Genomic DNA, 13,358 nt, shown 5'->3' with positions numbered 1-13,358 from the left:
GCCGCTCGACATCGCAACCGACCGCATCATGATGTGCGGCAGCCCCGGCATGCTGGAAGAGCTGAAGGCGATGTTCGAAACCCGCGGCTTTCTCGAAGGCAGCCACAGCGAGCCCGGCCATTTCGTCATCGAGAAGGCGTTCGTCGAGCGTTAGCTCTGGTATCCAGGACGCGGTGCAGCGCCTTTCACGCTGCTTCGCAGACCCGGGACACTTGGCGACTGCTGTGAACTTTACGACAACTTGCACGAGCAGGCCAAACTGCCTCACCGGGGCCACAGAATTTGCCGGTCAATCCGGGCTCATCGCGCGCGATAGCCTGACCTGACCCGCTCCCTCCCTCCACATTGCAGTGCAACAACATTGCGAGCGTCGCCGCCCCGCGCGGCCTGACGCGTTGATTTTTCGTCCGCAGTTTCGCTAGCTTCCCGAAACGGTCCGCCGTCATATCCGTAACCTGTAACGCCTGCTATCGTGTACAGCATTGTCCTGATGTTCGATTAGGCTCAAGGCCGACAAAGATAACGCGGCGCATTCTGCCGGAGGGGTCCCATGGAAACGCTGATGATTCCGTTCACGCCGCGCTACATCGTTCTGACGATTTGCGCCGTCGTCACGGCATTGCTCGTCGCTATCGGGATATTCGATGCCAAGCTCAAGGTGTGGGAACTGGTCGCGATTCCGATCCTGATCTTCGGCGGTCTCACCGTGCTCGGCATCCGCGACCTCGTTCAGGAGAACCACGCGGTTCTGCGCAATTATCCGATCTCGGGGCATTTGCGTTTCCTGCTCGAGGAGATCAGGCCGGAAATGCGCCAGTACTTCTTCGAGAGCGAGAAGGACGGCATGCCGTTTTCCCGCGACACCCGCGCCGTGATCTATCAGCGCGCCAAGATGGTGCTCGACAAGCGGCCGTTCGGTACCCAGGAGGATGTCTACAAGGAGGGCTACGAATGGATGCACCATTCGATGGCGCCCAAGACGCATGCCAGCGAGAAATTCCGCGTCACCATCGGCGGCCCGGATTGCGCCAGACCCTATTCGGCCTCGGTGTTCAACATCTCGGCGATGAGCTTTGGCGCGCTCAGCCCCAATGCGGTGCGGGCGCTGAACGCCGGCGCCAAAAAGGGCGGGTTCGCGCATGACACCGGCGAGGGCGGCGTCAGCCCCTACCACCAGGAGAATGGCGGCGACCTGATCTGGGAGATCGGCTCCGGATATTTCGGTTGCCGCAACCGCGATGGCACGTTCAATCCGGAGCTGTTCGCGCAAGTCGCCGCCCACGACCAGATCAAGATGGTCGAGCTCAAGGTCAGCCAGGGCGCCAAGCCCGGCCATGGCGGCGTGCTGCCGGCGGCCAAGGTCTCCGAGGAGATCTCCAGGATCAGGGGCGTGGCGATGGACGAGGATTGTATCTCGCCGGCGTATCACAAGGCGTTCTCGACGCCGCTGGAAATGATGGCGTTCATCGGCGAGATGCGGCGGCTGTCCGGCGGCAAGCCCGCCGGATTCAAGCTGTGCATCGGCCATCCCTGGGAGTTTCTCGCGATCTGCAAGGCCATGCTGCAGAGCGGGATCTATCCTGATTTCATCGTGGTCGACGGCAACGAAGGCGGCACCGGCGCAGCGCCGCTGGAGTTCATGGACCATCTGGGTATGCCGATGCGCGAGGGCGTCAATTTCGTCCACAATGCACTTGTCGGCATCAATGCGCGCGACCGCATCCGGATCGGCGCCGGCGGCAAGATCGCGACCGCGTTCGACATGGCGCGGGCGATGGCGATCGGCGCCGACTGGTGCAATTCGGCGCGCGGCTTCATGTTTGCGTTGGGCTGCATCCAGTCGCTGAGCTGCCACACCGACCGTTGCCCGACCGGGGTGACGACGCAGGATCCGTCGCGCAACCGCGCGCTGGTGGTGCCGCACAAGATCGACCGGGTATACAATTATCACCACGCCACCCTGCATGCGCTGGCGGAACTGCTCGCCGCCGCGGGCCTCGATCACCCGCAGCAGATCCGGCCGATCCACTTCTCGCAGCGGACATCGACCACGGAGGTCTTGTCATTTGCAAAACTCTATCCGCCGCTGCGCCCGGGTGAACTGATCGAAGGCACCAGCGATCCGCGCTTTCGCGAGGCCTGGGACATGGCGCGGGCGGAGTCGTTCGCCGCGGCGTCATGATCGGCATTCGCTACCGGTCCGGCACCTGGCATGATAAATCCGTGTTGCTGCCATCCCTCGATACGCGGCGAAGACGCCGCTCCTCGGGATAAGGTTCAACTTGCTGAAACACCACAACCTCATGCAAGGAGCGAGCGACGCGTGCGTCTCGAAGCATGGGCAGCAAGCGACTCGCCGATCTCGGATGGTCCGCACTAGTACTGCATCACCGACCGCATTCCGATCACCACCGCATTCTTGATCGGTTCGGTCGGCGATCCCGGGGCGGGCACGTTCCCGCCGGGATGGCAAATGAGGTGGGCCGTGGGATAGATGGTCCAGCCTGGAACGATCGCGGCGGCATAGGTGAACTCGAAAGAGAGTTCAAAATCGCGCAGCGGCACCGGCATGCCGGTGAACAAGCGGATATCGCGATCGAGCCCGCGCGCGCGATTCGACATGTGCGCGTAGAGAAACGAGGCGCCAAAGATGTCCGCCGGGCGCGACGGCAGCATACCGGCAAAGATGATGCCGGCGTCGAGATAGAAGTCGTTCAAGCTTCGATCGGACGTACTGTATGCAGCGCGGCTGAACATCGCCACGCCGGAATTCACATCGCCGCCGGGCGGCCGGTACAATTGCTGGTCGATGACGGCATAGATCCCGTCATTGCCGCGCAGCCGGCGCGCGATGCCGGTGCTGAGCGGGCTTGCCAGCGAATGGCCGGCGGTGTCGAAACGCAGATCGTCGAATGTGCCGAAGTGATGCCATCCGCCAAAGCGGATGCCGCCGGCAAGGCCGGTCGAGTTGGCATCCTGGTTGTAGCGGTATTGAAACTCGCTTATTACGAAGGGCGGGTCGTTGACGCGAAAGTTGAGGCCGTAGCGGTTGCGCAGTTCGGGATCGTTCAGGCCGGGGCCGGCCGGATCGCCGTTCAACACCGAGAGCAGGAACGTCGTTTGCGGCGTCGGATCGACCTTGAGCCGAAGACCGGGCGTCGACAGCGGATAGGCAGCGCCGCCGCTTGGAATGTTGACCGCCGGATTGGTCGGCCAGTCGCTGGAGAGGAAGAAGCTAAAATACTGGCTGAACAGGAATTCGGTGTCGACCACGAGTTGGCCGGCGCGAAGGCTGGCCATGCCACCGAGAAAGGCCTGTTGCAGCCACAATTCGGAAAGCCGGGTGCTCGGCAGCGCTTCGATATTGCTGATGGTGTTGAGATTGCCGACCAGGCTGCGTCCCGGTCCGCCATCGCCTTGAACGTGGAAGATGTTGCTGAACAGCGTCAGGCCGTCCCAACCGGCAAGCCTGCCGAAATCTATTCCGAACAGCGCCTCGAACTTGCTGCCGAAGACGGCGGCACGGTTGATGCCGCCCCTCACGTTGGCGAGGCCCTCGGTCGTGTACACGAATCCGAAGGTGACGCCATGTCGGGTCAACCAGGCCCGGGTGCCGAAAGGGTCGCCGTTGTATGGCAGGCTGCTGGCAATCGAGAGCCGGTGCGCAACGCCTTTCTGGGCGTCGAGATCGGCCAAGGGAGCCTCGGTGTCCTGCTGCGCGAGGGAATGACTTGCCGCCAGAAACGCCGCGCCCGCAGCGAAAAGTCCCCAACCCCTGCGCGCCATCGGTTTCACAGCACAAATTCCATTCGCCCCGGCGACCCCTCTCGTTATCTCACGCGCGCCTGCGAACGCGATGAGATTGAAGGGAGGCCGGCAGATCGACCCAATAACCTGCGAATTATGCGCAAGAAGGTTTGGGACCATCGAATGACATTTCGCTGTGACAGGCGTGCAACAACACGACACCGAACCGGAGCGAACTGACATTTCAAAAAATGACCCGCCCGGGGGGACAACCGGGCGGGTCGGGTGCGACACGGGGTGGATGAGGCGCCCGTGCCGGACGCAGTATCCACGGTTGGAGCGGCTGACAGCGCCGCTCCAATTCGGTCGATCAGAAGTTGCAGGTGCGGATGCGGCCGATGTAGCGGCCGTAGATGTCGAACTGGCGAACCCAGCCGCAGCGGCGATAGTCGTAATAGTGGCCGTGGTTCGAGGCGACGATCGCGGTGCCGACGACGGCGGCGCCGAACAGAGCCGGTCCGACCCATTTCGGGCTGGCCTGGGCCTGGGTGGTGGAAGAAGCGATGCCGCCGGTGACGGCAAGCGTGGCGAGAGCAAGGGCAGCAATCCTGGTCTTGATCGACATGGAAAACTCCATCCGGTTGAGCGCGGCACCGTTGTGGTCCGCATGCCCAGTTGGACGGAGGGTCCTCAAATCCGGTTCGAGTGCCGGCCCATTAATTCGAAGTAATGAATATTCCGCAGTAATTACAGTTAATTAGGTGGAAAATTGCTCTGCCTGTCGGTCGACAGCGTCGCCGGATCAAACTTGTCGACATCGGCCAGCAGCTCGCAGAAGGCATGCGCGCCGTGATCGAGCAGGCGCTCGCCCTTCTCGGCCGTGGCCAGCGTCGCATTGCCGGCGGCACCGCTGGGATGCAGGTCCTGGGCTTGCCATGCGAACGGCACCGGCCGGTGCGCCGAAAGCCAGCGGTATTGCCTTTCCATCGCAATGCTGCGGGGCCGAAAATCGGCGATCGCGTCCTTCCGAACATGCTGCGGATAGCGCGCCAGCATGATCGAGGTCTCGACCGCGCCGCCGTGGATGCCGTGGCGCAACTCTTCCGCCGAAAACAATCCCTCGGGCGTGCCGAAGCGCGACCAGCTCGTGGTCACCGCGAGCAGCCCGTGTTGCGCGCGCAGGTCCTGCGCGACGAGGCTCATCGCCGCACTATTGCCGCCGTGGCTCGTGACCATCACCAGTTTCCGGATCCCGGCGCGCGCGACGCTTTCGCCGAGTCCCATCCAGGCCTTCAGCGCCACCTCGGTCGGCAGCGTCAGCGTATCGGGATAATGAATGTGTTCGGTGGAAATCCCGACCGGCTGCATCGGCAGGAACGTCGCGGGAATGCCTTGCGGCAGCAATTCGCGCACTCGGGCCAGATAGGCCTCGCCGATCATGACGTCGGTTTCGACAGGCAAATGCGGGCCATGCTGCTCGGTCGCCGCCAGCGGCAACACCGCGATCCACCGCGCCGCATCGGCCCTGGAAATCGCAGGCCAGTCGATGGTCGTCCAGTCGCGCGGCGGAAGCAAGGAAGTCATCGAGTGAGGCGTTTCTTTGGGTCGATTTGCAGGGTAGTTTGCAGGAGTAGCCATTTCGGGGCGTAGCCAGTCCCCCTGGAGCGTCCATTTCCTTCCATCATGGGCCAGAACGATCGACGGAGTCCAATCATGAAGCCGGTCTTTTTGCCGCGAGCGTTAACCGCAATCCTGCTGGCCCTCCATGCGATGAGCGCGCCGGCGACGGCGCAGACTCTGGACAAGGTCTCGTTTGGGACCAACTGGGTGGCGCAGGCCGAGCAGGGCGGATTCTTCCAGGCCGTGGCCGACGGCACCTACCAGAAATACGGGCTCGACGTCACCATCGTGCCCGGCGGGCCCAACGACAACAACCGGATGCTGCTTATCTCCGGCAAGATCGATTTTTTCATGGCCGCGAACACGCTGATGTCGTTCGATGCGGTCGCCAACAATGTGCCGGTGGTCGCGATCGCCGCCATCTTCCAGAAGGATCCGCAGGTCTTCCTCACCCATCCGGATTCGAAGGTCACGAAGCTCGAAGACCTCAAGCCGCTGACGCTGTTCGTCTCCAAGGAGGGGATCACGAGCTATTTTCAGTGGCTGAAGTCCGAATATGGTTTCAGCGAAGGCAAGGTCAGGCCCTACACCTTCAACGCGCAGCCTTTCATCGCCAACCGAATGAGCGCGATGCAGGGCTACGTCACCTCCGAGCCCTATGCGGTCGAGAAGGCCGCCAAGTTCAAACCCGGAATCATCCTGCTGGCGGACTACGGCTACAGCGCCTATTCGACGCTGATCGAGACCCGCCGCGACCTCGTCGACAAGAAGCCGGATCTGGTGCAGCGCTTCGTCGATGCCTCCATCATCGGCTGGTACAACTATCTGTACGGCGACAACGCGCCCGGCAACGCCATGATCAAGAAGTTCAATCCGGAAATGACCGACGAGTTGATCGCCTATTCGGTCAGCAGGATGAAGATCTACGGCATCGTCGATTCCGGCGACACGCTGAAGGACGGCATCGGCGCCATGAGCGATGCCCGGGTCGGCAGCTTCTTCGACAAGATGGCGCGGGCCGGCGTGGTGCGCCGCGACATCGACTTCCGCAAGGCCTACTCGCTTCGTTTCATCAACAAGGGCGTCGGCCTTGATCTGCGGCCCAGAAATCAATGAACCCATGATGAGCCAGAGCACGATGGCCGAGCCCGCAGCCCACTCCGGCCTCGGTATACCTCGCGCGGGATTGGCCGTCAGCCTGCGCGGTGTCACCAAGGTCTATGACAACGGCGTGGCGGCGCTCGGCCCGCTCGACCTCGACGTGCGCAAGGGCGAGTTTGTGTCGCTGCTCGGGCCGTCGGGCTGCGGCAAATCGACGGCCTTGCGGCTGATCGCCGGCCTCAGCGCTCCGACTTCGGGCAGCGTCAGCGTCGTGCAAGCTTCCGATGGCGCGAGGATCGGCTTCGTGTTTCAGGAACCGACGCTGATGCCATGGGCCAGCGTGCGGGAGAATGTCCGGCTGCCGCTGAAACTGTCCCGCGTCCCGGCGGCGCAAGCCGCGATGCGCGTCGGCGCGGCGCTGGCCCGTGTGGGGCTTGCCGATTTCGCCGATGCGTTCCCTCGCGAATTGTCCGGCGGCATGAAGATGCGGGTGTCGCTGGCGCGCGCGCTGGTCACCGATCCCGACATCCTCCTGATGGACGAGCCGTTCGCGGCGCTCGACGAGATCACCCGCTTCAGACTCAACAACGACCTGCTGGCGCTGTGGCGAAGCCTGAACAAGACCGTCATCTTCGTCACGCATTCGGTGTTCGAGTCGGTGTATCTGTCGCAGCGGGTGATCGTGATGACGGCACGACCTGGTCGGATCGGCGCCGAGTTTCGCATTGAGGCGCCGGAGCCGCGCGCCGAGGAGTTTCGTACCTCCGCCGATTATGCCGGCTATTGCCGCAGGGTTTCCGGCGCGCTGGCGCCGTCGTATCAGGGGCCTTCTGTCCGATGAGCGCCCCTCTATCAGCGCCAGCGGCCGCGAGGCAGACCCATGGCAGCCGCCCGCTCTTGCTATTGCGCATCCTGCTTCCGGTCATCGTGCTGACGGCCGGCATTGCGGCCTGGGAGTTCGTGGTGCGGGTCAACGAAATTCCGCCCTATGTGCTGCCGGCGCCGTCGGTCGTGTTCCAGACCCTGGTCGGCGACTGGGCGGTGCTGTCGGGGTCGCTTCTGACCACGCTATCGACCACGCTGCAGGGCTTTTTAGCCGCCGCCGTCGGCGGCATCGTGCTGGCGCTGTTGTTCAACCAGTCGAAATGGCTGGAATATTCGCTGTTTCCCTATGCCGTGATCCTGCAGGTGACGCCTGTCATCGCAATCGCGCCGCTGCTGCTGATCTATCTTCCGCAGCAGACCGCGGTGGTGGCGTGCGCCTGGATCGTCGCGTTTTTTCCGGTGCTGTCCAACACCACGCTCGGGCTGAATTCGGTGGATCGCAACCTGGCCGGACTGTTTCAGCTGTACGGCGCCTCGCGGCTACAGACGCTCGCTTACCTCAAATTGCCGGCCGCACTGCCGTATATTCTCGGCGGCTTGCGGATCGCCGGCGGCCTGTCGCTGATCGGCGCCGTGGTCGCCGAGATTGCGGCCGGTTCCGCCGGCGCCGGATCCGGCCTCGCCTACCGGATCGCCGAATCCGGCTACCGTCTCAACATTCCCCGGATGTTCGCGGCACTGCTGTTGCTCTCCGCCGCGGGGATTGTCATCTATGCGCTGCTGGCGCTAACCTCGCATCTGGTGCTGCGGCGCTGGCACGAAAGTGCGACTGGAAAGGACAACTGATGGCTGCCGGAAATATCTCTTCGGAAAAAATCGACCTGCTGATCTATGGGCCGGGCAGGCCCATACTTCAGAACGGTTTTTCCGACCAGTTCATCCTGCATGCGGCTGAAACCAAGCACGACCTCGAGCGGCTGGCGGCGGTGGCGGAGAAGGTCCGCGGCATCGCGGTGACCTACCACACCGTGCACGCCGACAAGTCCGCGCTGGCGCTGTTCCCGAAGCTGGAGATCGTCGCCTCTTTCGGCGTCGGCTACGACCACGTCGATTCCGCCTACGCCCGCGAACACGGTGTCGTCGTCACCAATACGCCCGATGTGCTGACCGAGGAGGTCGCCGACGTCGCGATGGGACTTCTGATCGCGACCCTGCGCGAATTCGTCAAGGCCGACCGTTATCTGCGCTCCGGGCTCTGGACCACGCAGAACTATCCCCTGAGCGTCGGTTCGCTGCGCGACCGCAAGGTCGGCATCGTCGGCATGGGCCGGATCGGCCAGGCAATCGGCCGCCGGCTCGACGCCTCGCGGGTCCCGGTGGTGTATCATTCGCGCAAGCCCGCGGCCGACGTGTCGTACAAGCACTATCCCGACCTGATCGAGATGGCGAAGGCGGTCGATACATTGATCGTGATCGTCCCTGGCGGGGCCGCGACCGCCAACCTCGTCAATGCCGAGGTGCTGAAGGCGCTGGGGCCGCGCGGCGTCGTCATCAACGTGGCGCGTGGTTCGGTAGTCGACGAGCAGGCCCTGATCGCGGCGCTGAAGTCGGGCACCATTCTGGCAGCCGGGCTCGACGTGTTCGCCAAGGAACCGGCGGTGCCGGAGGAATTGCGCGCGATGCAGAATGTCGTGCTGCTGCCGCATATCGGCTCGGCTTCGGTGGTAACGCGCAATGCGATGGATCAACTGGTGGTCGACAATCTGAAAGCCTGGTTCGCCGGCAAGCCGCCGCTGACACCGGTCGCGGAAACGCCGGTGAAAGGTCGCTGATGTCGGGACGTTGCTCTGGCATCGCGGTGCCGGCGCTGCTGGCGTTGCTCGCCGCCGCAACGCCGGCGCGATCGCAGGATGCCGCGACCCTCAAGAAAGACATGATCGGCCAGTGGGAGCTGTCGACCACCGAGCGCGGCAAAACCTGCGTCGTGACGCTGAAGGGCGATGCTTCGCCGCAGGGCTTCAAGCTCGAGCTGGAGCCGGGTTGCGGGGCGGCGTTGCCCTTCACCCGGGACATCACGGACTGGACCATCAAGGGTCTGGATATCGTGCGGCTGCAGGACGCCACGGGCCAGCCCGTGATCGACTTCACCGAGGTCGAGAGCGGGATTTTCGAGGGCCTTCGACAGGGAGAGGGCATCTATATCCTGCAGAATCTCGCGGCGGCACGCTCGCTCGCCAAATCGATGGATCAGATGATCGGCGACTGGGCGATGGTGCGCAGCAACGGTGTGCCGATCTGCGGCCTGACGCTGACCAACACCGAGGCCGACCAGGACAATTTCCAGGTCTTTCTCAAGCCGAAATGCGATCCGGCGATCGCGGCGTTCGCGCCGACCCGGTGGCGGCTCGACCGCGGCCAGATGATCCTGATGTCGGCCGGGGGCGACGCCTGGCAGTTCGAGGCCGACGACAACGCGCAGTGGCGGCGAGTGCCCGACAGCTTCGATCCCCTGATCATGCTGCGGCAGTAGCTGCGCGAGGCGGCCCGGCAGGAACCGGGGCGGTCCTCGCGGCTCGACCGGCCGGTGTTTCGCTGACTTATTTTGCACCGTTCATGTCGATCCGCCGCCGGCTGGTTCGTCTTTCTCATTAGCGAGACAGTTTCGCCGGGCTTGGGGCCCGGGGCTCGCCTCAGAGGAGTCCAGCATGCGCTTTATGTCTATCGTCACCTCCGCCCACACCGATATGCCGACGCCGGAACTGATGGAGGCGATGGGCAAGCTCGCCGACCGCGAGATCAAGGCCGGCCGCATGATCGACATGGGCGGGCTGATGCCGCTCGAGACCGGCGCGCAGGTGCGCATCAGGGGCGGCGAGCTCAGCGTGATCGACGGCCCCTTCGTCGAGGCCAAGGAAGTGATCGGCGGCTACGCGATTTTCGAGTTCCGCAACAAGGAGGAGGCGATGGCCTCGGCGGTCGAATTCATGCAGCTGCACCGGCAGCACATGCCGGGCTGGGAAGGCACCTGCGAGGTCCGCGCCATGGCCGGTCCGGAGGATACGGGCTGCCAGGCCGGCCAGGTCGGCGCGCTCGCCCACGCCTGATGCGCGCACCCGGTCAAGCCAGCCGGCGGCCATGACGGCCGCCGGTATCGATCGCACCCATCGCACCATCCTCGCGGTCTGGCGCAACGAGCAGCCGCGGCTGATCACCAGCCTGGCGCGGATGCTGCGCGATGTGCCGCTGGCGGAGGACCTGACCCAGGAAACCCTGCTCGCGGCGCTGGAGCATTGGCCCGCGACAGGCGTGCCGGAACAGCCCGGCGCCTGGCTGATGGCGACCGCCAGGCGCCGGGCGCTGGATCATCTGCGCCGTGGCCGGATGCTGGCGCGCAAGCACGGGATGGTGGCGCTCGATCTCGCGCAGGAGCAGCAGGCGATGCCCGATCTCGACGCCGCGCTCGACGACGACATCGGTGACGAATTGCTGCGGCTGATCTTCACCGCCTGCCATCCGCGCCTGTCGCGCGAGGCGCGCGCGGCGCTGGCTCTGCGGATGATCTGCGGCCTGACCACCCCGGAGATCGCGCGCGCCTTCCTCACGCCGGAAGCGACCATCGCCCAGCGCATCGTGCGCGCCAAGCGCACGCTGTCGGAATCCGGGCTGGTTTACGAGACCCCGCGCGGCGAGCAGCTTTCGGAACGGCTCGCCTCGGTATTCGAGGTCGTCTATCTCATTTTCAACGAGGGCTATACCGCCGCCCGCGGTGACGACTGGATGCGCCCGCAGCTCTGCAACGAGGCGCTGCGCATGGCCCGCGTGCTCGTCTCGATCGCGCCGCGGGAGCCGGAGGCGTACGGCATGCTGGCGCTGATGGAGCTGAACGCCTCCCGGATGGCGGCGCGTACCGATGCCGCCGGCGAGCCGATCCTGCTGCTGGAACAGAACCGGGCGCACTGGGACCAGTTCCAGATTCGGCGCGGATTGCAGGCGCTGGCGCGGGCGCGCGACCTCGGCGGCGCCGGCGGCTTTTACGCGCTGCAGGCCGCGATCATCGCCTGTCATGCCCAGGCGGGCACGGCGGCTGCGACCGACTGGCCGCGCATTGCGGCATTATATGCGGAGCTTTCGGCGCTGGCGCGCTCGCCGATCGTCGAACTCAACCGCGCGGTAGCCGTCGGCATGGCCGAGGGCGCTGCAGCGGGGCTGGCGCTGGTGGATCGCCTGGCGCATGAGCCCGCGCTAAAAAACTATCATTTGCTCGGCAGCGTTCGCGGCGACCTGCTGCACAGGCTCGGCCGTTTCGCGGAAGCCCGCGCCGCATTCGAGACGGCGGCGGAACTTGCGGGCAACATGCGCGAGCGAGAATTGCTCAGGCGCCGCGCGGCGGAAGCGGAGGCCGCGGCGAGGCCGGGATAACGGGCCGAGCCCGGGACCGGCAATAGAGGCGATCATGGCTGCCCCGTTCGTGGTAGTGACAAGCCGAATCGGCCGGAGAACGCGTATGACCAGTTTCGAGGACAGGCCACCGCCCGCCGTTGGCGCCTACTGGATCAGGGAAGAAGACTATCCGGCGCTGCTGAAAATCTTCGACGATGGCGACAAGCTTCCGCCGAGCTGGAAGGAGTGGCTGAAGATCGCCGAGGAAATGGAGCAGGGCCTCAAGGCCTATGGCCACGTCGTGCTGCGCGTCCCGATCGACCCCGCCACATTCCCGGACTGGTGCGCCGCCCAGAACGTGCGCCCGGGCAGCGCCGGGCGCCGAAAGTTCGTCGCGGCGGCGGTTACCGAACGATACGGCGATCAGAGCTGATTGAGCACGGGCTTGCCGTTGCCGACGTTTTCCCGGCGCGCCCCGGCCAGCGAACCGGCCGGGGTATCGCCGAACGCTAGGCTGCTTGTGCCTGCCCTGCGCCGCCGATGGCATCCAGATGCGCTTTGAGTCCCGGCTCCAGTTTGAGGGCGGCCGCAAGCTGCTCCAGCCAGTCGCGCTCCACCGGGGCGTCTGGATCGATCGCAAGCCGCGCCGCTGCATAGACCTCGGCCCTGAGCTCCGGCGAGTCCGCCGCCGCGGCCAGCTCTTCGATCGTGCTGGGGCGCATGATGGTCTGGCTGAGGAACAATTGCTCCTCCTGATTCAGGTCGCTGGCACGCAGTTGCTGGCCGATCCGATCGTATTCGGCTGCATCGAGGTGACCGTCGGCCGTGGCCGCGGCAACCATGGCGCGCAGCAGCAAACGGGCCACGTCTGCCGATCGATGCTGTGGCGGAATCCACGCTTCCATGGATGAGGGTTGGGCCGCGTTCGGGTCGTGCGGTTGCGGCAACCCGCCGGCGAGCATGTCGGTGATGCTCTGCGGAACAATCGGCTTGCCTTGCCGGTGGTTCTGGTAGGCCTTGTAGGCTAGGCCACCGATCGCAGCTACGGCGCCGACCTGCACGACGGTTCCGGCGACTTCCCGCATGCGCTTGCTGCCGAACAGCATACTGGCCAGTCCGCCTGCGAGCGCTCCCGTTCCAAGCGCGCCGACATAGCCGCCGAGCCCGTTGGCCTGGTCGGACATCTGCTGCGCCGTGGGCCATTGCGAGCGGCCATAGGTTATGGGTGCACTGCGTCCCGCAGTCACCGGCTCACGGGGACCTGTGCCGCGTTGATTGGTGTCCTCCGGACCGGCTTGGCCCAGGGCGCCGCCCATAACTTGGGTCAGCAACTGGTTGATGTCGATCATCATGGTCTCCTTTCGTAAGCCGGGCGCTGCGCGCGGCTTGGTTGATATGGAAACTCCTACCTGCTTTCCATCGTCTCGGCGCAAATGACATCAATCGGAAATCTCAATGGGTCCTCGTTGTCGGAATGCCACATGTCACTTGTCGACGAATTCGCGCAGTGGCGCTGCGCCCGCCGCGTCGGCGCGGGCGGGCTGGTGAGCAAGAACCGACCGTGTTTTCCAGATCGAAACAGGAAGCCGCCTGCCAGCAGGCTGAAGGTCACGCCGAGTGAGATCGCCGGATCGATCTTGCCGTATATGAGATTCACGAAGATCAGCAACATCTTGATCCCCGTC

At 64.5% G+C, this 13,358-nt stretch carries 14 protein-coding genes and 1 pseudogene; 10 read left to right on the top strand and 5 right to left on the bottom strand.

All coding sequences use genetic code 11. The features are described from left to right. Positions 1 to 154: pseudogene (locus Q8R73_RS06400) on the top strand (ferredoxin--NADP reductase); the annotation flags it as partial. Positions 155 to 550: 396 nt separating this feature from the next. Next, complete coding sequence (locus tag Q8R73_RS06395) at positions 551 to 2,182, top strand: FMN-binding glutamate synthase family protein (protein ID WP_305718697.1); 1,632 nt, start codon at positions 551 to 553, stop codon at positions 2,180 to 2,182. Positions 2,183 to 2,376: 194 nt separating this feature from the next. Here the strand turns inward: Q8R73_RS06395 and Q8R73_RS06390 are convergent, their stop codons facing one another. From Q8R73_RS06390 to Q8R73_RS06380, 3 genes are all read right to left on the bottom strand, one after another. Continuing rightward, on the bottom strand, positions 2,377 to 3,786 hold the full coding sequence (locus tag Q8R73_RS06390; RefSeq protein WP_305718696.1) for a carbohydrate porin: 1,410 nt from the start codon (positions 3,784 to 3,786) through the stop codon (positions 2,377 to 2,379). Positions 3,787 to 4,117: 331 nt separating this feature from the next. Next, positions 4,118 to 4,372 carry a hypothetical protein gene (locus Q8R73_RS06385; protein WP_305718695.1) on the bottom strand — a complete coding sequence of 85 codons (255 nt, stop codon included), beginning with the start codon at positions 4,370 to 4,372 and terminating at the stop codon, positions 4,118 to 4,120. 128 nt (positions 4,373 to 4,500) lie between these two features. Next, on the bottom strand, positions 4,501 to 5,331 hold the full coding sequence (locus Q8R73_RS06380; RefSeq protein ID WP_305718694.1) for a creatininase family protein: 831 nt from the start codon (positions 5,329 to 5,331) through the stop codon (positions 4,501 to 4,503). A 129-nt stretch (positions 5,332 to 5,460) separates the two neighbouring features. Between Q8R73_RS06380 and Q8R73_RS06375 the strand changes: the two genes are divergently transcribed. The 8 genes from Q8R73_RS06375 (at position 5,461) to Q8R73_RS06340 (ending at position 12,106) form a co-directional block, all read left to right on the top strand. Then, on the top strand, positions 5,461 to 6,483 hold the full coding sequence (locus Q8R73_RS06375; protein WP_305718693.1) for an ABC transporter substrate-binding protein: 1,023 nt from the start codon (positions 5,461 to 5,463) through the stop codon (positions 6,481 to 6,483). Between the two features lie 22 nt (positions 6,484 to 6,505). After that, positions 6,506 to 7,309, top strand: a complete 804-nt coding sequence (locus Q8R73_RS06370) for an ABC transporter ATP-binding protein (protein WP_305718698.1) — start codon at positions 6,506 to 6,508, stop codon at positions 7,307 to 7,309. Beyond that, positions 7,306 to 8,139 carry an ABC transporter permease gene (locus Q8R73_RS06365; protein ID WP_305718692.1) on the top strand — a complete coding sequence of 278 codons (834 nt, stop codon included), beginning with the start codon at positions 7,306 to 7,308 and terminating at the stop codon, positions 8,137 to 8,139. The genes Q8R73_RS06370 and Q8R73_RS06365 overlap by 4 nt, the downstream gene beginning before the upstream one ends. Further along, the gene (locus Q8R73_RS06360) at positions 8,139 to 9,125 is read left to right on the top strand and encodes a 2-hydroxyacid dehydrogenase (protein ID WP_305718691.1); all 987 of its coding nucleotides are present in this window, start codon (positions 8,139 to 8,141) and stop codon (positions 9,123 to 9,125) included. The genes Q8R73_RS06365 and Q8R73_RS06360 overlap by 1 nt, the downstream gene beginning before the upstream one ends. Further along, complete coding sequence (locus Q8R73_RS06355; protein WP_305718690.1) at positions 9,125 to 9,823, top strand: AprI/Inh family metalloprotease inhibitor; 699 nt, start codon at positions 9,125 to 9,127, stop codon at positions 9,821 to 9,823. Before Q8R73_RS06360 ends, Q8R73_RS06355 begins: the two co-directional genes overlap by 1 nt. 175 nt (positions 9,824 to 9,998) lie before the next feature. Further along, the gene (locus Q8R73_RS06350; protein WP_305718689.1) at positions 9,999 to 10,397 is read left to right on the top strand and encodes a YciI family protein; all 399 of its coding nucleotides are present in this window, start codon (positions 9,999 to 10,001) and stop codon (positions 10,395 to 10,397) included. Between the two features lie 31 nt (positions 10,398 to 10,428). Next, complete coding sequence (locus Q8R73_RS06345; protein ID WP_305718688.1) at positions 10,429 to 11,712, top strand: RNA polymerase sigma factor; 1,284 nt, start codon at positions 10,429 to 10,431, stop codon at positions 11,710 to 11,712. Between the two features lie 85 nt (positions 11,713 to 11,797). Continuing rightward, complete coding sequence (locus tag Q8R73_RS06340; RefSeq protein WP_305718687.1) at positions 11,798 to 12,106, top strand: hypothetical protein; 309 nt, start codon at positions 11,798 to 11,800, stop codon at positions 12,104 to 12,106. A gap of 76 nt (positions 12,107 to 12,182) precedes the next feature. On the opposite strand, the gene Q8R73_RS06335 is transcribed toward Q8R73_RS06340, so the two are convergent. Both Q8R73_RS06335 and Q8R73_RS06330 read right to left on the bottom strand, forming a co-directional pair. Then, positions 12,183 to 13,025, bottom strand: coding sequence for a tellurite resistance TerB family protein (locus Q8R73_RS06335; RefSeq protein ID WP_305718686.1), 843 nt, complete (start codon positions 13,023 to 13,025; stop codon positions 12,183 to 12,185). Positions 13,026 to 13,078: 53 nt separating this feature from the next. Further along, positions 13,079 to 13,358: hypothetical protein (locus Q8R73_RS06330; RefSeq protein ID WP_305718685.1), on the bottom strand; the 280-nt coding region annotated here is incomplete at its 5' end.

The sequence above is a fragment of the Bradyrhizobium sp. genome, from assembly GCF_030697065.1.
Lineage (GTDB): Bacteria > Pseudomonadota > Alphaproteobacteria > Rhizobiales > Xanthobacteraceae > Bradyrhizobium.
This window is presented reverse-complemented; position numbering and strand designations above follow the sequence as displayed.